This window comes from Paraburkholderia sp. Tr-20389 (assembly GCF_017104565.1).
Taxonomy (GTDB): domain Bacteria; phylum Pseudomonadota; class Gammaproteobacteria; order Burkholderiales; family Burkholderiaceae; genus Paraburkholderia.
Window position 1 is genome coordinate 80,938 of record NZ_JAAGPD010000014.1, and the last position, 16,878, is coordinate 97,815.

Annotated in this window: 18 protein-coding genes; 8 read left to right on the forward strand and 10 right to left on the reverse strand. The window is 62.6% G+C overall.

The genetic code is table 11. The features are described 5' to 3' along the window. Positions 1 to 125 precede the first annotated feature (125 nt). Both G3N95_RS16020 and G3N95_RS16025 read right to left on the reverse strand, forming a co-directional pair. Positions 126 to 1,433 (reverse strand): chloride channel protein, encoded by a 1,308-nt coding sequence (locus G3N95_RS16020; RefSeq protein WP_205971060.1) that lies wholly within the window; start codon positions 1,431 to 1,433, stop codon positions 126 to 128. A gap of 105 nt (positions 1,434 to 1,538) precedes the next feature. Further along, a complete protein-coding gene (locus G3N95_RS16025) occupies positions 1,539 to 1,958 on the reverse strand; it encodes a MarR family winged helix-turn-helix transcriptional regulator (protein ID WP_205971061.1) in 420 nt (139 codons plus the stop codon). 183 nt (positions 1,959 to 2,141) lie between these two features. Between G3N95_RS16025 and G3N95_RS16030 the strand changes: the two genes are divergently transcribed. Then, positions 2,142 to 3,203 carry a class I SAM-dependent methyltransferase gene (locus G3N95_RS16030; protein WP_205971062.1) on the forward strand — a complete coding sequence of 354 codons (1,062 nt, stop codon included), beginning with the start codon at positions 2,142 to 2,144 and terminating at the stop codon, positions 3,201 to 3,203. A 71-nt stretch (positions 3,204 to 3,274) separates the two neighbouring features. Here G3N95_RS16030 and G3N95_RS16035 read toward each other — a convergent pair whose 3' ends face one another. From G3N95_RS16035 to G3N95_RS16045, 3 genes are all read right to left on the reverse strand, one after another. Then, a complete protein-coding gene (locus tag G3N95_RS16035) occupies positions 3,275 to 3,508 on the reverse strand; it encodes a pentapeptide MXKDX repeat protein (protein WP_205971063.1) in 234 nt (77 codons plus the stop codon). 68 nt (positions 3,509 to 3,576) lie between these two features. Next, positions 3,577 to 4,353 carry a molybdopterin-dependent oxidoreductase gene (locus tag G3N95_RS16040; RefSeq protein ID WP_205971064.1) on the reverse strand — a complete coding sequence of 259 codons (777 nt, stop codon included), beginning with the start codon at positions 4,351 to 4,353 and terminating at the stop codon, positions 3,577 to 3,579. A gap of 20 nt (positions 4,354 to 4,373) precedes the next feature. Further along, positions 4,374 to 5,012: a cytochrome b/b6 domain-containing protein gene (locus G3N95_RS16045; RefSeq protein WP_205971065.1), complete on the reverse strand. Its 639-nt coding sequence runs from the start codon at positions 5,010 to 5,012 to the stop codon at positions 4,374 to 4,376. A 292-nt stretch (positions 5,013 to 5,304) separates the two neighbouring features. Here G3N95_RS16045 and G3N95_RS16050 point away from each other — a divergent pair, with 292 nt between their 5' ends. From G3N95_RS16050 to ald, 5 genes are all read left to right on the forward strand, one after another. Next, positions 5,305 to 5,850: a sigma-70 family RNA polymerase sigma factor gene (locus G3N95_RS16050; RefSeq protein ID WP_205971164.1), complete on the forward strand. Its 546-nt coding sequence runs from the start codon at positions 5,305 to 5,307 to the stop codon at positions 5,848 to 5,850. After that, positions 5,847 to 6,488, forward strand: coding sequence for a DUF1109 domain-containing protein (locus G3N95_RS16055; protein WP_205971066.1), 642 nt, complete (start codon positions 5,847 to 5,849; stop codon positions 6,486 to 6,488). The genes G3N95_RS16050 and G3N95_RS16055 overlap by 4 nt, the downstream gene beginning before the upstream one ends. Positions 6,489 to 6,590: 102 nt before the next feature. Then, complete coding sequence (locus tag G3N95_RS16060) at positions 6,591 to 7,163, forward strand: TetR family transcriptional regulator (RefSeq protein ID WP_205971067.1); 573 nt, start codon at positions 6,591 to 6,593, stop codon at positions 7,161 to 7,163. A 154-nt stretch (positions 7,164 to 7,317) separates the two neighbouring features. Next, positions 7,318 to 8,199 (forward strand): NmrA family NAD(P)-binding protein, encoded by an 882-nt coding sequence (locus tag G3N95_RS16065; RefSeq protein ID WP_205971068.1) that lies wholly within the window; start codon positions 7,318 to 7,320, stop codon positions 8,197 to 8,199. Positions 8,200 to 8,394: 195 nt separating this feature from the next. After that, on the forward strand, positions 8,395 to 9,513 hold the full coding sequence (gene ald, locus G3N95_RS16070; protein WP_205971069.1) for an alanine dehydrogenase: 1,119 nt from the start codon (positions 8,395 to 8,397) through the stop codon (positions 9,511 to 9,513). 62 nt (positions 9,514 to 9,575) lie between these two features. Here ald and G3N95_RS16075 read toward each other — a convergent pair whose 3' ends face one another. The 4 genes from G3N95_RS16075 to G3N95_RS16090 all read right to left on the reverse strand — a co-directional run bounded on the left by G3N95_RS16075 (position 9,576) and on the right by G3N95_RS16090 (position 13,611). Then, positions 9,576 to 10,913, reverse strand: coding sequence for a hypothetical protein (locus tag G3N95_RS16075; RefSeq protein ID WP_205971070.1), 1,338 nt, complete (start codon positions 10,911 to 10,913; stop codon positions 9,576 to 9,578). Between the two features lie 357 nt (positions 10,914 to 11,270). Beyond that, the gene (locus G3N95_RS16080; protein ID WP_205971071.1) at positions 11,271 to 12,443 is read right to left on the reverse strand and encodes a monovalent cation:proton antiporter-2 (CPA2) family protein; all 1,173 of its coding nucleotides are present in this window, start codon (positions 12,441 to 12,443) and stop codon (positions 11,271 to 11,273) included. A gap of 67 nt (positions 12,444 to 12,510) precedes the next feature. After that, a complete protein-coding gene (locus G3N95_RS16085; RefSeq protein ID WP_241018584.1) occupies positions 12,511 to 12,939 on the reverse strand; it encodes a hypothetical protein in 429 nt (142 codons plus the stop codon). 84 nt (positions 12,940 to 13,023) lie between these two features. After that, complete coding sequence (locus G3N95_RS16090; RefSeq protein ID WP_205971072.1) at positions 13,024 to 13,611, reverse strand: hypothetical protein; 588 nt, start codon at positions 13,609 to 13,611, stop codon at positions 13,024 to 13,026. Between the two features lie 260 nt (positions 13,612 to 13,871). On the opposite strand from G3N95_RS16090, the gene sulP reads away from it, so the two are divergent. Continuing rightward, entirely contained in the window at positions 13,872 to 15,611 is a 1,740-nt protein-coding gene (gene sulP / locus G3N95_RS16095; protein WP_205971073.1) for a sulfate permease, read from the forward strand. A 63-nt stretch (positions 15,612 to 15,674) separates the two neighbouring features. Here the strand turns inward: sulP and G3N95_RS16100 are convergent, their stop codons facing one another. After that, positions 15,675 to 15,974, reverse strand: coding sequence for a hypothetical protein (locus G3N95_RS16100; RefSeq protein WP_205971074.1), 300 nt, complete (start codon positions 15,972 to 15,974; stop codon positions 15,675 to 15,677). Positions 15,975 to 16,444: 470 nt separating this feature from the next. Between G3N95_RS16100 and G3N95_RS16105 the strand changes: the two genes are divergently transcribed. Beyond that, positions 16,445 to 16,858 (forward strand): cupredoxin domain-containing protein, encoded by a 414-nt coding sequence (locus G3N95_RS16105; protein ID WP_205971166.1) that lies wholly within the window; start codon positions 16,445 to 16,447, stop codon positions 16,856 to 16,858. The last annotated feature ends 20 nt before the right edge of the window (positions 16,859 to 16,878 follow it).

Genomic DNA, 16,878 nt, shown 5'->3' on the forward strand with positions numbered 1-16,878 from the left:
AGGTCTTGAGTACGGGCAGCACATGCAGCGCGCGAAGGTCACGGCCGGGCAGATGCGCAACTTGCTGGAAAGTCCTTCGGAAGAACAGGCCTTACGCATCATCGGAGTACACGCAACGCCCGCTCTCAACGGGCGATATAGCGCTGCGCCAGCGCCTCGTACAGCGGCGGCGCAAACAGCTTCGACACCTGGCTCGAGATCAGCGCCGTCGCCATCAACGAAAGCACCAGCGCGTGTCCGTTGATCATCTCGATCACGATCACAAATGCCGTGATCGGACTTTGCGTGACGGCAGCGAGATAACCGACCATGCCGAGCGCGATCAACATCGGCAATTGCATCTGCCCGAACACGAGATGCAGTGCGTTGCCGATTCCCGCGCCGATCGCCAGCGAAGGCGCGAAGAGTCCGCCCGGCGCGCCGGGCAAATACGAACCGACCATCGACGCCATCTTGAGCAGCGGATAGCTCGCGCCGAGTTGCGAGTTGCCTTCCAGCATGCCGCGCGCTTCGGCATAGCCGCTGCCGAACGTGTGACCGCCGGCGGCCACGCCGATCACGGCGATGAAGAGGCCGCACGCCGCGCCGAACGCAACGGGATGCACCTTTCTCCACGCGACGAGCCTGGCGGGCATCCAGCGTTCGGTATTCAGCAACAGCCAGCAGAACGCACCGCCTGCCACGCCCGTCACGACGCCCAGCAGCACGACGGCAACGGCCAGCAGATCCGGAAAATGGCCGTCGATATCGATCGTGCCGAAATACGTGTAGTTGCCCTGCAAGCCAAGCGAGACGATACCCGCGAAGATGATCGCCGTGATCAGCACGCCGCTGGTTCGCTGTTCGAAGCTGCGCGTCAGTTCTTCGATCGCGAACACGACGCCGGCAAGCGGCGCGTTGAACGCCGCGGAGAGCCCGGCGGCGGCGCCCGCCAGCGCGAGCTTGCGCTCCAGTTCGCCGCCGCGCAGGTTGCGCAAACGCGCCGGATAGAAGCGCCGCAGGCTGAACATCAGCGAAGCGCCGACGTGGATCGTCGGTCCTTCGCGACCTATCGTGAAGCCGCCGAGTATCGACAGAAACGATACGGCGATCTTGCCGGCCAGAATGCGCAGGTTCAGCAGACGCGGCCCGAGGTCGCGCCCATCGTGCAGCGTCGCGATGACTTGTGGAATGCCGCTACCCTCCGCGCCAGGAAAGCAGCGCCGGGTAATCCAGACGCCGAACGCGCCGATGGCCGGCGTCAGCACCAGCGGCAGCCACCAGTGCTCAGCCGTGTAATGCAGGAACGTGTCGTAGCCGAAATCGATCAGCCGCGCATACATGACGGCGACGAGGCCGGTTGCGACCGCGCCCAGCCAGAACACGCCGTAGTGAAGCCAGAGCCGCCTCGCGCGCAGCATCGCGCGACGGTCGAAAAATGCGGGAATGCGCATCGGAATGCTTGAGTGGTCGAAACGAAATAAGGCACATTGTGACATAAATGTGCGCTTCTCCATTTCGACTCGTGCGACCGGCTGCGGAACGGTTACTCGTTCGGGTTACTCGTTCGTCTCGCCGAACACCCAGCCGAACGAGCCATAGTGCGCCTTGTGCTCGGCTGCGAGCTTGAGCAGACAGCGCTCGCCTTTGGGCGTCAGATGCACCTGCACCTGACGGCGATCGGCCGCGTCGGGCTTGCGCGTTACGAGCCCGGCCGATTCGCAGCGCGACACCAGCGCGGCCGTTCCGTTCGGCGCCGCCTGCAGACGTTCCGCCAGTTCGCCGACCGTGGCCCATTGGCGCCCCTCGAACCCGCGCACGTGCAGCAGCAACTGATACTGAAGCGTCGTGATGCCCGCCGCGTTGGAGATCTCCTCGGACACGCGCAGGAACTTGCGCAGTTCGTAACGGAATACCGACATCGCCTCCAGATCCTGTTTGGCTGGAACGCCACGTTTGGCTTGCCTGCTTGAACTCATCTGTCGTCCCGGTGAAATGGCCTTGATGTTCGCGGATCATACACGCGCACGAGATGCGCTGAACTCAGCCTTTCGTCCGCCTTTCCGCTGCCTATACTTTGCATGGACGTCGCCCGCAACGTGCATGCATGGGCGGGCGCCCTTTTCGTCAGATCAATTCTGCCTTCGTCAAGGAGGTGGCACATGCAATACGACGAACAAAAGGTGCAGGACTTCATGAAACGCATGGTCGAAGAGTTCGGCGCCGTGGCGTCCGCGCCGCTGATCGCGCTGGGCGACCGGCTCGGCCTCTACAAGGCCATGACCGAGCAAGGCTGGATGACCTCGGAGCAGGTCGCCGAACGCGCCGGTCTCGCCGAACGATACGTGCGCGAATGGCTCGCGGCGCAGGCCGCTTCACGCTTCATCCGCTACGAGCCCGAAACCGCGCGGTATCAACTCGATAACGAAATGGCGATGTGTTTCGCGGAAGAAACGAGCCCGACGTTCATACCCGGCTTCGCCGACTGCGCCGAAGCGATGTTCCGCAGCCTGCCCAAGCTCGAAGCCGCATTCCGCACGGGCCTGGGCGTCGGCTGGCATCAGCATCATCCGTCGCTGTTCAAGGGCACGGAGCGCTTCTTTCGTCCGGGCTACGCGGCGCATCTGGTCGATGACTGGATTCCCGCGCTCAACGGCGTCGAAGCGATACTCAAGGGGCGCGGCGCGAAGGTCGCGGATGTCGGCTGCGGACATGGCGCATCGACGATGCTGATGGCCGATGCCTATCCCGACGCGACGTTCGTCGGCTTCGATTATCACGAGCCGTCCGTGCAGAGAGCGCGCGAGCTTGCCGACGAAGCGGGCCTCGCCGAAAGAGTCACGTTCGAAGTCGCGAGTGCGCAAGCATTCCCCGGCAACGACTACGACCTCGTCGCGTTCTTCGATTGCCTTCATGACATGGGCGACCCGACGGGCGCAGCGGCGCACGTGTTGCAGTCGTTGAAACCCGATGGGTCGTGGATGATCGTCGAGCCGTTTGCGAACGATCGGCTCGAAGACAATCTGAATCCCGTCGGGCGCGTGTTCTATTCCGCGTCGACGATGATCTGCACGGGCGCGTCGTTGTCGCAGGAAGGCAGAAAGGCGCTCGGCGCGCAGGCGGGCGAAGCGCGGCTAAGAGATGTCGTGACGGCGGGCGGGTTCACGCGTTTCAGGCGCGCGACGCAAACGCCGTTCAATCTGATTTTCCAGGCACAGGCCTAAGCGGCCCGGCCTTTGCAAAATCGCAATACAGCCGGGCGCGCACGCACGCCCGGCTTCACAGCATGCGCTGCTTACTGCGACATCGCGCCCGATGCGGGATGATCCATCCCCATCGCATCGTGCTTCTTCATCTTGCTGTTTTTCTTCATCGTATCGTGCGACATGTTGTCCTTCTTCATCGCATCATGCGACATGGCGTCCTTGCTCATCGCGTCGTTCCCCATCGCGCCGCTCGCCTGCGCAAATGCAGCCGTCGTGCCCATCGCCAGCGTTGCGACGAATACCGCCGTCATCAGTCGTTTCATTGCTCATCTCCTTGGTGGGTTGAAAGTGGTATCCGGCCATACCGGAACCAGAAAAAACAGAACAGCACTCAGGAACCGCCGAACCAGTTGTAGCCCTGATCGACCCAATAGCCGCCGGGATACGTATTGGTCACGAAAATCTCGACGATGTGTTTCGGGTTCTTGTAGCCGAGCTTGGTCGGCATGCGCAGCTTCATCGGATAGCCGTATTTCGCGGGCAAACGCTCGCCGTCGTACTCGAACGTGAGCAAGGTCTGCGGATGCAGCGCAGTGGGCATGTCGATGCTCTCGTAGTAGTCGTCCGCGCAGCGAAAGCCGACATACTTCGCCGTCGTATCGGCGCCGATGCGGCGCAGGAATCCCGCGAACGGCGTGCCGCCCCAGCGCCCGATCGCGCTCCACCCTTCGACGCAGATATGCCGTGTGATCTGTTCAGCGTGCGGCAGCGCATACAGCTCCGGCAATGTCCACACGCGCTGCCCCGTCACGAGACCGCTGACTTTCAGGCGATAGTCGCTGCCGTCCACCTCGGGCACGTCGTCGATGCCATAGAACGCGTTGAACGGAAACGGCCGCGTGATCTGCGCTTCCGTGTAAGTAGGCGCAAGTTCCTTCGGATCGAACAGCAATGCCTGCGCGCGGTCGTTTAGACGCGACACCGCCGTCAAGAACTTGTTGACCGAGTCCTCGTCGGTGATCGAGCAGCCGGTCAACAACGACAGCCCTCCGAGGGTCAGCATGCGTTTGCCGAACAGACGGCGCGAAGGCATCTCCAGTTCGCGGCTCGCATCGGCGAGAATCGCGGCACGATCGAGCTTCATGATCGGTTTGTCGCTGGTTTTCATGGGGTCTCCTCGTGCAAAGATCAACGGCCGCGCAGCATGGTCAGCAGCGAACGCGGCACGAGCGCGACCATCGCGACGTGCACGACGACGAACGCCGCCATCACCGCCATCGCGCAGAAGTGAACGATGCGCGCGTTGTCGTAGCCGCCCATCAGTTCGCGCAGCAGCGGAAACTGCACCGACTTCCAGATCGCGAGACCCGACAGCACGAGCACCACGAGATCGACGATGACGGCCAGATAGGCGAGCTTCTGCACCGCGTTGTACTGACGCAGATCCGCGTGAGACAGCTTGCCGCTCACGGCCGCGATGAAGTCGCGCAGCACGGCACGCGGCGAAAGCGGAAAGAACTTTGCGACGAAGCGCCCGCTCGCGAGGTTGAGCGCGAGATAGACGATGCCGTTGAACACCAGCAGCCACATCGCCGCGAAGTGCCATTGCAGTGCACCGCCGAGCCAGCCGCCAAGTGTGATCGACGGCGGAATCACAATGCCGCGGAAAACGGGCGACGCGTCGTAGATGCGCCAGCCCGAGAACATCATGATCAGCGCGGCGAACGCATTGAGCCAATGCGTGACGCGCAACCACAGCGGATGAATGGGCGAACTGCGCGGAACGCTGTCGTGCGCCGGCGTGAGTGTCGCTTTTGTCGTGTCCATGTCGATCACCATGACGGTCGGATACACGTCAATTCGTCGGGGACACGCGCCGGGTTACAGCACAACGCGAAAAAAACTTTTTTCCGCAGGCTGTAACCGCCCGATGCGAAAGCGCGAATTAACCCGTTAAAGGAGGCGGGTGACGACGATGGACGACGACCGCGTTATAGTGGCGCATCACGGCTTCGGCTATGCCGAAGCGCTCGATCTGAAGCTGGGCGCCCCGCTCGTTGCGGCGGCGAGCCACGCGCAAGCGTCACCGTCCCGTCGTCCCGCCCATCGAGGAGCCATGTTGCAAGACGCGGAAAGCCGCCTGAAAGCGTTGTTCACCCGCGGTCTCGACGGCGACGCCGACGCTTATCGAAGCTTTCTTCAAGCACTCACGCGGCATCTGCGCGGATTTCTGCGCAGACGCATCCCGCAGTATCGCGACGACGTGGAAGACCTCGTCCAGGAGATCCTGCTCGCCGTGCACAACGCGCGTCACACCTACCGTCCGGACGAACCGCTGACGGCCTGGCTGCACGCGATCGCCCGCTACAAGCTGATGGATTTCTTCCGTTCGCGCGCGCGCCGCGAATCCCTCAACGATCCGCTCGACGACCACGCCGAACTGCTCGCCGACACCGACGACGAACCCGCGCAAGCGCGTCACGATATCGGCAAGCTGCTCGATCATCTTCCCGACAAGCAGCGGCTCCCGATCGTCCACATGAAACTCGAAGGCCTGTCCGTCACCGAGACGGCGCGTATCACGGGGCTGTCCGAATCGGCCGTCAAGGTCGGCGTGCATCGGGGTCTCAAGGCACTGGCTGCACTTATCCGGGGGCTGCGATGAAGACCGACGATCTCATTGGCCTCCTGTCGAATCAGGTCACCCGCATCGAGCGCGGCGCGGTCGCACGACGTTTCGTCAAGGCACTGCTGCTCGGCGGATTGGGCTCGCTGATCCTGATGAGCGTGGTGTTCGGCGTGCGCCACGATCTGGCGAGCGTCGCGCGCACCACCATCTTCTGGGCCAAGATGGCGTATCCGCTCGCGATTGCGGTCGGCGCGATGCTGGCCGTGATGCGGCTCGGCCGTCCGGGCGCGCGCACAGGTTACTCGTGGGCGCTGATCGCGCTGCCGTTCGTCGCGGTATGGGCGGCGAGCATGTTCGTGCTGGACGGCGCGGCACCGGGCGGACGCTGGGCGCTCGTGCTCGGTCACACCTGGCGCACGTGTCCGTTCAACATCATGCTGCTGTCGCTGCCGACCTTCCCCGCCGTGTTCTGGGCCGTCAAATCGCTCGCGCCGACGCAGCTGCGGCTTGCTGGCGCCGTCGCCGGTCTGCTCGCGAGTTCGACGGCCACGATCGTGTACTGCCTGCATTGCCCCGAGATGAGCCCGGCGTTCTGGAGCGTGTGGTACGCGATCGGCATGCTGGTGCCGGCGGGCATCGGCGCGTGGCTGGGGCCGAAGTTGCTGCGGTGGTAGCGCCGCTCGAAAACTGAAACGCAGTGTTGTCGCGAGGCACGGGTTGACATCCATTTAGATGATGACTACCATCTAAATAACCTGTTACGAAGCGATACGATCATGAGGAAATCGAGAGCGGAAACGGCCGATACGCGCCGCAAGATCGTCGAGGTCGCGGCGCGGGAATTCCGCGCCAACGGCATCCAGGCAACCGGCCTGGCCGATCTGATGGCCGAAGCGGGGCTGTCGCACGGCGGCTTTTACCGGCATTTCGATTCCAAAGATCAACTGGTCGCGGAAGCGTGCGAGACGGGGCTGAGCGCGATCATCCACAAGCTGGACACCGCAGCGGGCGAAAGCGCCGGACACGACGGTTTCAAGGCGATCGTCGACGCCTACGCCTCCACCTCGCATCGCGACGAACGGGCCGACGGCTGCCCGCTTGCCGGCATGGGCAGCGAGCTTGCCCGCGCCGACGAACAGACGCGAGCCGTAGCGGCACGCGGGTTCGACGATCTCGTCGAGGTCCTCGCCAGGCGATCGAAACGCCGGCAGAAGACGACAGCCCGGTCGGAAGCCATCTTCGCGCTCTCGGCCATGATCGGCGCGGTCACGATGGCGCGTATCGTCGAAGACCCGGAAGCGTCGGCCGCTATTCTGCAGAACGTCAGGGAACATCTCACCGCGATGTAGACGCCCCAACCGTTGAATTCGAACCCATCACGCACGCGCTGATATGTGCGTATGCACTTTCATTAGATATCGAAGTGAAGTTCCGATCGCGGCGATATCTGACAGTCCCCTGCACTCATGTCGAGTGCTCATACGTTAGATTGGAGAGTCCATCATGCAGCAACACAAATACCTCATCACTGGCGCCACCGGCAAAACGGGCGTCCATACCATCCGGCATCTGTTGAACGACGGGCATGCCGTTCGCGCGTTCGTTCATAGCGAAGACGAACGCAGCGCGGCGTTGCGCGCTCAAGGCGCCGAAATCGTCGTCGGCGATCTGCTCGAACACGATGATGTGCGACGCGCAATGGACGGCGTCACGGGCGCCTACCTGTGCTATCCCGTGCGGCCGGGCTTCATCCAGGCCACGTCGTACTTTGCGGACGCGGCACGCCGCGCAGGCGTCGAGGTCGTCGTGGACATGTCGCAGATCTCCGCGCGCGAAGATTCGAAGAGCCATGCCGCACGCGATCACTGGATCGCGGAACGCGTGCTCGACTGGTCGGGCGTGCCGACCGTGCACATTCGTCCCACCTTCTTTTCCGAATGGCTGGTGTTCCCGTGGGTCCGCGATCAGATCGTGCAGGAAGGCAAGATCACCCTGCCCTACGGCGAAGGACGTCATGCGCCGATCGCAGGCGAGGATCAGGCCCGTCTCATCGCCGCCGTGCTCGCGCAACCGTCAGGGCATATCGGGAAGACCTATCCGCTGCTTGGACCTGTCGAAATGAACCAGCAGGAAATCGCCGATGAGATCGGTGAAGTGCTCGGCCGCAAGATCAGCTACCGTCCGTCGACCATCGAGCAATACCGCGCCCATCTCGAGCGTTATCAACTGCCCGAGTTCATGATCCAGCATTTTCTTGCGATCGCGATCGACTATCAGAACGGCATTTTCTCGGGCGCGGACGGTGTGATCGGTGAAATTACGGGGCTTGCGCCGCAAACCGTCAGCGACTTCGTGAAAGCGAATCGCCAGGCATTCGAGCAGTAATCGTCGATGCAAGCGGTTCGCGCTGGCGGGCCGCATGTGTGCGTGCGCTACGGCACCGCGAAGGATTCAGGTTTAGGCTATAGGGAGGAGACGATCACCGATACCAAACGCTGTTGGCTGCCGCAGTGAATGTCTGACGAATGAAATGAACGAACGCGTTTCGCGGCGGGCTTGCAGTCCATACAAGGAGGCAATATGCACATCGGCGTTCCGAAGGAGATCAAGAACCACGAATATCGCGTCGGACTCACGCCGTCTTCCGTTCGTGAGATCGTCGCGCACGGACACACGGTGAGCGTGGAGGCGGGAGCGGGTGCGGGTATCGGCGCATCGGACGACGCATACCGCACGGCGGGCGCACAGGTCGCACCCGACGCAGGCGCCGTATTCGCGGCCGCCGACATGATCGTCAAGGTCAAGGAGCCGCAAGCGCCCGAGCGTGCGATGCTGCGCAACGGCCAGATCCTTTTCACCTATCTGCACCTCGCGCCCGACCCCGCGCAATGCGCCGATCTCGTCAAGAGCAACGCAGTCTGCATCGCGTACGAGACGGTCACGCAACCCGGCGGCGGACTGCCCCTGCTCGCGCCGATGTCCGAAGTCGCGGGCCGCATGTCGATCCAGGCGGGCGCCTTCTGCCTGGAGCGCGCGCATGGCGGCAAGGGCATCCTGCTGGGCGGCGTGGCCGGCGTGCCGTCCGCGAAGATCGTGATCCTCGGGGCGGGCGTGGTCGGCAGCAATGCCGCGCAGATCGCCGTCGGCACGGGCGCGCAGGTCGTGGTGATCGACCGTAATGTGGATGCGCTGCGGCGCATGGACCGGCTGCTCGGCGCGCGCGTGATCACGGTGTATTCGAATCAGGACAATATCGAGCAGCATGTGCTCGCGGCCGATCTCGTGATCGGCGGCGTTCTCGTGCCGGGCGCCGCCGCGCCGAAGCTCGTCACGCGCAAGATGGTCGAGGCGATGAGCCCGGGTTCGGTGATCGTCGATGTCGCGATCGATCAGGGCGGATGCTGCGAAACGGCCAGGCCCACGACTCACGCGGCGCCCACGTACAAGGTCGGCGAGGTCGTTCACTACTGCGTCGCGAACATGCCTGGGGGCGTGCCTCGCACATCGACCTATGCATTGAACAACGCGACCCTGCCCTTCGTGCTGCAGATCGCGGACAAAGGCTGGCGCAAGGCGCTCACCGACGACGAGCATCTGCGCCGCGGTCTGAACGTGGCGTTCGGCAAGGTGACCTGCCCCGAAGTCGCCGAAGCACTCGACTACACCTGCGAAGACGCGGGGGCCATTGCGGCCGAATAGCAGCAGGCAGAAGACGGAGTGCGGCCGGCCACGCCTCCGTCCTTCCGCGATTTCGACGCCTGTTAGCCGACCTGCTGCGTGTTTCCGTTGCTGTTGTCGCCCGTCAGGTAGTTGATGGCGTCGTTTGCATGGTTCGCGTAGTCGTTGCTTTTGTCGACCAGTTTCGCGCCCTTCATCAGGCCGTTTACCGCACTGTCCGATGTGGTCCCGATCTTCGCCGCTTCTACGCCGCCGCGCGCCGCCATGACGCCTGCCTCGACTTCCGGCGCGGCCTCGGGCGCGACGACCATTGCCGCGTCGGTCGCTGCGCCGACGAACGCCTGTCCGAACTCCGACAATGCGCCTTTGATGTTGCCGTGTACGAGATCGATCGCCCCGCCTACGGTATCGGTGACGGGCGATACGATCTGCTGCATGAAGTTTCCAGCCGAGTCTTCGATCTTGTTCCAGGTCTTCGACGCCGCACTCGATCCGCGATACAGCGTGTCGGTGCCGAACGCCTGCGCGAACTTCTGATCTTCCGTCGAATTGACTTTGCCTTTGCCGAGCGCGCCCACCTGGCTTCCCAACAACTGCGCATCCTGATCGCTGAATGTGTTGGGTACGGCGCCGCTTTGCTGCTCGTTCTTCAGGCTCACCATATCGTCGACCATCGCGTTGCCATCGCCCTTGCTCGCGTCCTGCTGAAACTTCTGGGCAAGCATCGGATCCGCGGCCTGCATGTCGGCCATCGCACGCTGAACGCCTTGTGAAAGTGCGGGCTGCGCCGCAGAAAGAATATCTTCGGAGGGTTTCGAGGTCTTGTCCTTGACACCTTTGACGATCGCGCCAATGGGGTTGAAGCTCTCGAAGAACTTTGCAACGGCATGACCCGCCCGCGTTTGACCGCCCTTGATATAGCTTCCACCCAGCAAATCCTGCGCATCGCTTTTCACGTGCCCATTGATCTTGCCGCCGCCGTGATCGTTGGCCATTTTCTGCGCGCCGGATACTTCTTCGATCGCCTGCTGTCTGGTGATCGCGCCTTCCTTATAGGCTTGCAGTTCGTCTTCGACAAGTGCATTGCCGTCGCCGCTCTGCGCGTCTTTCATAGTTTTCGCAAACAGCGTGGGATCTTTGGCCTGCGTCGACGACATCGCGTTTTCGAGGTCCGTCCCACCTTGCTGCGCATTGACGCTTGACGTGCTGGCGGGTGTGGAAGATGTCGAAGCGCCGGATGCCGACGTTCCAGAAGGCAACGCACTCGCCGTGGCCGCTGTGCCCGGATTGAATGCGCGATCCAGCATCGGCGCCAGATCGTCGAGCAAGGCCTTGATTGCGTCTTCCTGCGAGGCATCGGGCGTTTGCGGGTCTCGCGCGATCGAGGTGACCAAACCGGTCTGGATACCGGACACGTTCATGACTTCGCTCCCAAAGAGGCACGTTCAATCGGTTGCGCGGCGCTCGGGCATCGTGCGTCGCCTCGCTGCATATGACCTGCGCGAATCTACGCGCCGATGCCTGCAAATTCGTAACGCACCTGAAGAGAGAAGCATGAAAGCGAAGCTAGCGCCCGCCTTTGCGCACAGCGGCCGACAACGCGGGCTGGACTATCCTGCTTCGGGATAGCGCCGCGACCGCCGCCTCCACGAGCGGATTGACCCGCTCCGTGGACCACGCAACCGCCGTCGACGGCTCGAGCCGCACAGTTCATTGAATCGGTGTCGGGCTGACAGGTAAGCGGCGACGTGCGCCCATAACGTGTTCGCGCGTCGCCGCTATCCGGGCTCACGACTCACGACCGGCTGCACGAACCGGCGATGCACGAGCAACAGCAAAGGCGTCGAAACCATCGAAAGCGCGACCACCAGTGTGACCAGCGACGACTGGCGCTGATCGATGACGCGTGCCGCCAGTGACGCGGCCATCACCACGAACGCGAACTCGCCGCCTTGCGACAGCAGAATGGCGAAGTAGCTGCGTTCCGATGCCGGCACGCCAAACCGGTTTGCAAGGAACCACTGCGCTATCGCCTTGATACCGACCACGGCCACGACAAGAACCGCGACACGTACCGGCTCGCGCATCAGCACACCAAAGTCGATCGATGTTCCCACTGCAATGAAGAACAAACCGAGCAACAAGCCCTTGAAGGGCGCCATGTCGACTTCGACCTGGTGACGATAATCCGAATCCGCGAGCAGCACGCCGGCGAGAAAGGCGCCCAGCGACATCGACAGATGAACGCTCTGCATCAGCAACGCGATGCCGACGATCCAGAGCAGTGCAAATGCGGTGAAAATCTCCGGAACGCCGATGCTGGTGATCACGCGAAGCACGACCTGCAACAGATAACGGCCGACCAGCGCAACCGCAATCAGCATACCGAGCGCTTTCAGCGCAATGAGCCAGCCGGGCTCCGCTGCGGAGACGGGCACCGCCGGTCCAAGCAGCGGCAGGAGTGCGATCAACGGGATAGCCGCCATATCCTGGAACAGCAGAATGCCGAACCCGGCGCGGCCGGTCGGCATGTCCATCAGCTTGCGCTCCTGAAGCTCCGACATCACCATGGCCGTCGACGACAACGAGAGTGCGAGCCCGCCCGCCAACGCAATCCGCCAGGGTAGCCCCAGCAGCATGAAGATCCCAGACAGCGCGGCGGCGCACACGGTCATCTGCATCGTGCCGTAGCCGAAGATCGTGCGACGCATCGCCCATAGCGTGTCGACCTGCATTTCGAGGCCGATCACGAACATCATCAGCACGATTCCCAACTCGGAAAAATGGAGGATCGCGTCGACGTCGGTCACGAGCCCCAGTGCCCACGGACCGATCATGATGCCCGCCACCAGATAGCCCAGCACCGAACCGAATCCGAGGCGGACGGTCAATGGCACGGCGATGAGCGCCGCCGCAAGAAAGATGACCACGTCGATGAGAAGCTTCGTCATGCACTGTCCTCCTGCATCCTGCCCAGACCTTCGACCCGCGCCTCCCCTCGTCCCGTTCCTGCTGCGTTCAGCGCCCCATACGTCTGTCATAGCTGCGCGAAATGCGATCGAGCAGTGAGGGATCGCGTGCATTTTTCGAATCGAACTGTACGACGACACTGCCATCCGCTTGCTGCCGTACGCTCGCCTGCACGACACCTCCGTCGATTCCGCCGACGATCGTGCCGCTCCCGGGATCCTGCACGGTAATCGCGAGGCCTTCGTCTTGCATCGCACCCGCTGCAGCGGAAAAAGACCGGTTGAAACTGGCGGGCGTGGTGATCACGGTGCCTGGAGGAGGCACCGCGTAGTAGGGACAACCCGCCATGAGCGGCAGCGAGCCGCAGACCACCATCAGCAAGAGGCGCCTGAACGCGGCGACCACGCCCGCATTGCGCTCGCCTCGAACACGCTCGCGCGTGACGGCATGAGACCGATCCGTTCCCCGTAGCATCATCACCGCTCACCTCGACTGAACACGACTCTGCGCACTGCTTGCCGCCGGCGTTCGGGGCCGATACTCGATGTCGCGGGCCGCCTTCTACTGGGCCGCGCCAGGCGTAACGGTGATCGCCACGGCTTCGGTGTAGACAACCTGGACCTGATCGCCCTTGTGGACGTTTTTCATCTGCTCCGGATCCTCCACATGCACATCGACGAGGTTGCCGTGTGGTCCCTTCAGCGTGACCGTCTTCGCCTTCTGGTCGACCGCGACGACATCCGCCATCACCGTGATCTCCCGGCCGATCGTGCCGCCCGGTTTGGCACCCGGTTCTGCGCGTTTTTCGATCAGCCGCTGTGTCGCCGAACGCGGGCCACTGGTTTTCGACAGACTGAGCGACATCGCCTCCTGGTATTCGGTCGTGACGATATCCCCGATCTTGAGCTGGTCGAAGTTGCGCGCTTCTTCGCCGACCTGCAGTTCGACCATCTTGCCCTTCTTGTCTTTGAGCGTGACGGTGCGCGTCGACGGCTCGATCGCGACGATCGTGGCCGTCACCTTCGCCGTCCCCACCGCCGTGACACTGCCCGGTGCTTTCGTGACATCGACTGATGTCTGCGGCTGGGCAAATGCCGGGCTCACCGCCATCAGGACAGCCATTGCGATAACGAGGCGATTCGTTTTCATTCCTGCCCTCACGATCAGATTGGAGAGATCAGCACCGATGACGCCCGCACTCATCCACGCAACGCCCAAGGCCGGTGCTCTCACCCTCAGTCTAGGCACTGCCTGACAGCGAGAGTATTGGACTTTGGTCCCATACATGAGGGGGATTTCAGGGGGCGATTATTTTGTTGCCGTCGGCACGACTGGACTATTCTTCAGTGTGAACGGCGGTGGCGACCTCAATCCGGATAGCGGCTCTTTCAATTGCGACCATCAGACAAATGCAATCCGATCATCCAGTTCCTGAAGGCGGACAGGTTGCGGTCAGGGCGCCGGGATGGTTGCGCTGGCTGCCCGGCCTGATTCTGCTCAAAGAGTATCGTGCCAGCTGGCTGCCGAACGATCTGGCTGCCGGGCTGGTTTTGACCACCATGCTGGTGCCCGTCGGCATCGCGTACGCCGAGGCTTCCGGGGTTCCAGGTGTCTACGGTCTGTACGCGACGATCATTCCGCTGCTGGCCTACGCGCTGTTCGGCCCTAGCCGGATTCTCGTGCTCGGCCCCGACTCGGCGTTGGCCGCGCCGATTCTCGCGGTCGTCGTCGCCATCGCCGGCAGCGATCCGTCGCGTGCCATCGCGATCGCCAGCATGATGGCCATCGTCTCCGGCTTGTTCTGTATCGTGATGGGACTCCTGCGGCTCGGCTTCATCACCGAACTGCTGTCGAAGCCGATCCGCTACGGTTATATGAACGGTATCGCGTTGACCGTGCTGATCAGCCAGTTGCCGAAGCTCTTTGCGATATCGTTCGATGATCGCGGACCGCTGCGCGATCTGCTGACGCTTGGCAGCGCGATCGTCGCGGGTAAAGCCAACTGGTACAGCTTCGCGGTGGGTGCGGGAAGCCTCGTGCTGATTCTGCTGCTCAAGCGTTTCGAGAAGGTGCCGGGCATTCTGATCGCGGTGATTCTCGCGACGCTTAGCGTCACCGTGTTCAATCTGGACAGCCTCGGCGTGAAGGTACTGGGGAAGATTCCCCAAGGCCTGCCGTCCTTTGCACTGCCGTGGGTCGGCGACGTTGATTTCGTCAAGATCGTGCTGGGCGGCTGCGCGGTCGCGCTGATCTCGTTTGCCGACACGAGCGTGCTGTCGCGAACCTTCGCCGCGCGCTATCACACGCGCGTCGATCCGAACCAGGAAATGGTCGGCTTGGGCGCGGCCAATCTGGCGGCCGGGTTCTTTCAGGGTTTCCCTATCAGCAGCAGTTCTTCGCGCACGCCGGTAGCCGAAGCAGCGGGCGCCAGAAGCCAGGTGACGGGCATCGTCGGCGCAATCGCGGTCGCCGTTCTGCTGATGGCCGCGCCCAACCTGATGCGCTACCTGCCCAATAGCGCACTGGCGGCCGTCGTCATTGCCGCGGCCATCGGGTTGTTCGAATTCGCGGACCTCAAGCGCATCTACCGCATCCAGCAATGGGAGTTCTGGCTATCGGTGGTCTGCTTCGCCGGTGTCGCCGTCTTCGGCGCGATTCCCGGCATCTGCATTGCGGTGGTGCTCGCCGTGATCGAATTTCTCTGGGACGGCTGGCGCCCGCATTTCGCGGTGCTGGGCCGCGTTGAAGGTCTGCGCGGCTATCACGACGTCACGCGCTATCCGCACGCGGCGCGTATTCCGGGCTTGCTGCTGTTTCGCTGGGATGCACCGCTGTTCTTCGCGAATGCCGAACTCTTCCAGCAACGCCTGCTGGAAGCCGTCGACGCATCGCCATCGTCCATCAAGAGAGTGGTGGTGGCCGCGGAACCCGTGACCAGCGTCGACGTCACCTCGGCCGATATGCTGCGCGAACTGAACCGGCTGTTCGACGAGCGTGGCATCGCGCTGCATTTCGCGGAAATGAAGGACCCTGTGCGCGACAAACTCAGGCGCTTCGAGCTGTTCGACATCATCGGCGACGAGCGCTTTCACCCTACCGTCGGCAGCGCGGTCGATGACTACCTGGGTCGCGAAGACAGCGCGCGGTGATCATGCACCACGCGCCGTCAGCCCGGTCCCGACAGGCGACCGGGTGACATGAGCACGACGAGATCAATGCACGGTGTGGACGATGCCGATGGCCTCGTCATCGTCCTCTTCGGACGAGGCCTGCTCAAGGATCGCGCAGCGGAAGTCCAGCTTCACGCGAAGGATGGCCGATTCAATACGGACGTCGCCGCGATGGCCGCTCAGGCGGGTATTGATCGCCTCCTCGACGGCGAGAATCGCCTGCTCGATGCTCTCCGGATCATCGCAATCGAACCCGATTTCAACTTCGATGCTCTCCAGCAGGTTCAACGCGGTTGCAATGTCATCCGATGCGACGAATAGCGTCTTGGCGTCTTCTCTCATCTACCCTCCCCGTTCGGGTTGTCCAGCGTCTTCAGACAGGTGCGAGCTGCACGGCTATCGTTGCACATCCGGCGCAAACCTGCCGGGCGATGACCGCAAGTGTTGGGTTTGAAACAACGGTAGGGTTGCGGTGCGTTGCGAAGCGTTTAGAATCGAAGGTTCCAGCCTGGCATCCGTGTCATCGCGGTCCGCCGCCAGGCTTTCGGCCATCGGCCGATATCGGCCGCTTGCACACCTTCCCGCTCCCGCCCTCTCTCGCTTCACTGCCAGGCTTCTGATCTCCACCAGCACGCCTGGATGCGCACTTGCCGCCTGTAAAAACCGCCTCTTCTCTTTTCCGCGTTCGTCACCATCGGCACCGGCGGAATATTTCACAGCCCACTCACGTTTTATCACCGAGGTCCGCCCGAACGGACGATCACCCGTCGGTGCGTCCCAGCAGCAACACCGCCCTTGCGAGGAGAAAGATGATGATCGACAGAAGGCATACCGCGTACGTGCTGGCGATGGTCGCACTCGTTGCTCCGCTCAGCGCTCACGCGGACGAAATGATCCACGTCAAGCTCACGGACAACACGATTCAACTCGATAGCGACACGGCAAAAGCCGGGCGCGTCACCTTCGAGGTGAACAACGCGGCGAACGGCAATACCGAACACGAGTTCGTGGTGCTGAAAACAGACGCGGACGATGCGCATCTGCCCGTTCATAAAGGACTGGTTGCGGAAAACCGGTTCAAGAAAATGGGCGAGGTGGAGGACCTGGCGCAGGGCTCGACAAAACGCCTGTCACTGAAGCTTGCACCCGGGCGCTATGTGTTGATCTGCAACCGGCCAGGACACTATGAGATGGGTATGCATACGTCGTTTGTCGTCGCGCGCTGATGACGAGTCCGTCCGCATAC

Excerpts from the sequence above, each read along its gene's own strand:
- G3N95_RS16020 (WP_205971060.1), bottom strand. The coding sequence starts at position 1,433 with ATGCGCATTCCCGCATTTTTCGACCGTCGCGCGATGCTGCGCGCGAGG.
- G3N95_RS16025 (WP_205971061.1), bottom strand. The coding sequence starts at position 1,958 with ATGAGTTCAAGCAGGCAAGCCAAACGTGGCGTTCCAGCCAAACAGGAT.
- G3N95_RS16030 (WP_205971062.1), top strand. The coding sequence starts at position 2,142 with ATGCAATACGACGAACAAAAGGTGCAGGACTTCATGAAACGCATGGTC.
- G3N95_RS16035 (WP_205971063.1), bottom strand. The coding sequence starts at position 3,508 with ATGAAACGACTGATGACGGCGGTATTCGTCGCAACGCTGGCGATGGGC.
- G3N95_RS16040 (WP_205971064.1), bottom strand. The coding sequence starts at position 4,353 with ATGAAAACCAGCGACAAACCGATCATGAAGCTCGATCGTGCCGCGATT.
- G3N95_RS16045 (WP_205971065.1), bottom strand. The coding sequence starts at position 5,012 with ATGGACACGACAAAAGCGACACTCACGCCGGCGCACGACAGCGTTCCG.
- G3N95_RS16055 (WP_205971066.1), top strand. The coding sequence starts at position 5,847 with ATGAAGACCGACGATCTCATTGGCCTCCTGTCGAATCAGGTCACCCGC.
- G3N95_RS16060 (WP_205971067.1), top strand. The coding sequence starts at position 6,591 with ATGAGGAAATCGAGAGCGGAAACGGCCGATACGCGCCGCAAGATCGTC.
- G3N95_RS16065 (WP_205971068.1), top strand. The coding sequence starts at position 7,318 with ATGCAGCAACACAAATACCTCATCACTGGCGCCACCGGCAAAACGGGC.
- ald (WP_205971069.1), top strand. The coding sequence starts at position 8,395 with ATGCACATCGGCGTTCCGAAGGAGATCAAGAACCACGAATATCGCGTC.
- G3N95_RS16075 (WP_205971070.1), bottom strand. The coding sequence starts at position 10,913 with ATGAACGTGTCCGGTATCCAGACCGGTTTGGTCACCTCGATCGCGCGA.
- G3N95_RS16080 (WP_205971071.1), bottom strand. The coding sequence starts at position 12,443 with ATGACGAAGCTTCTCATCGACGTGGTCATCTTTCTTGCGGCGGCGCTC.
- G3N95_RS16085 (WP_241018584.1), bottom strand. The coding sequence starts at position 12,939 with ATGATGCTACGGGGAACGGATCGGTCTCATGCCGTCACGCGCGAGCGT.
- G3N95_RS16090 (WP_205971072.1), bottom strand. The coding sequence starts at position 13,611 with ATGAAAACGAATCGCCTCGTTATCGCAATGGCTGTCCTGATGGCGGTG.
- sulP (WP_205971073.1), top strand. The coding sequence starts at position 13,872 with ATGCAATCCGATCATCCAGTTCCTGAAGGCGGACAGGTTGCGGTCAGG.
- G3N95_RS16100 (WP_205971074.1), bottom strand. The coding sequence starts at position 15,974 with ATGAGAGAAGACGCCAAGACGCTATTCGTCGCATCGGATGACATTGCA.
- G3N95_RS16105 (WP_205971166.1), top strand. The coding sequence starts at position 16,445 with ATGATCGACAGAAGGCATACCGCGTACGTGCTGGCGATGGTCGCACTC.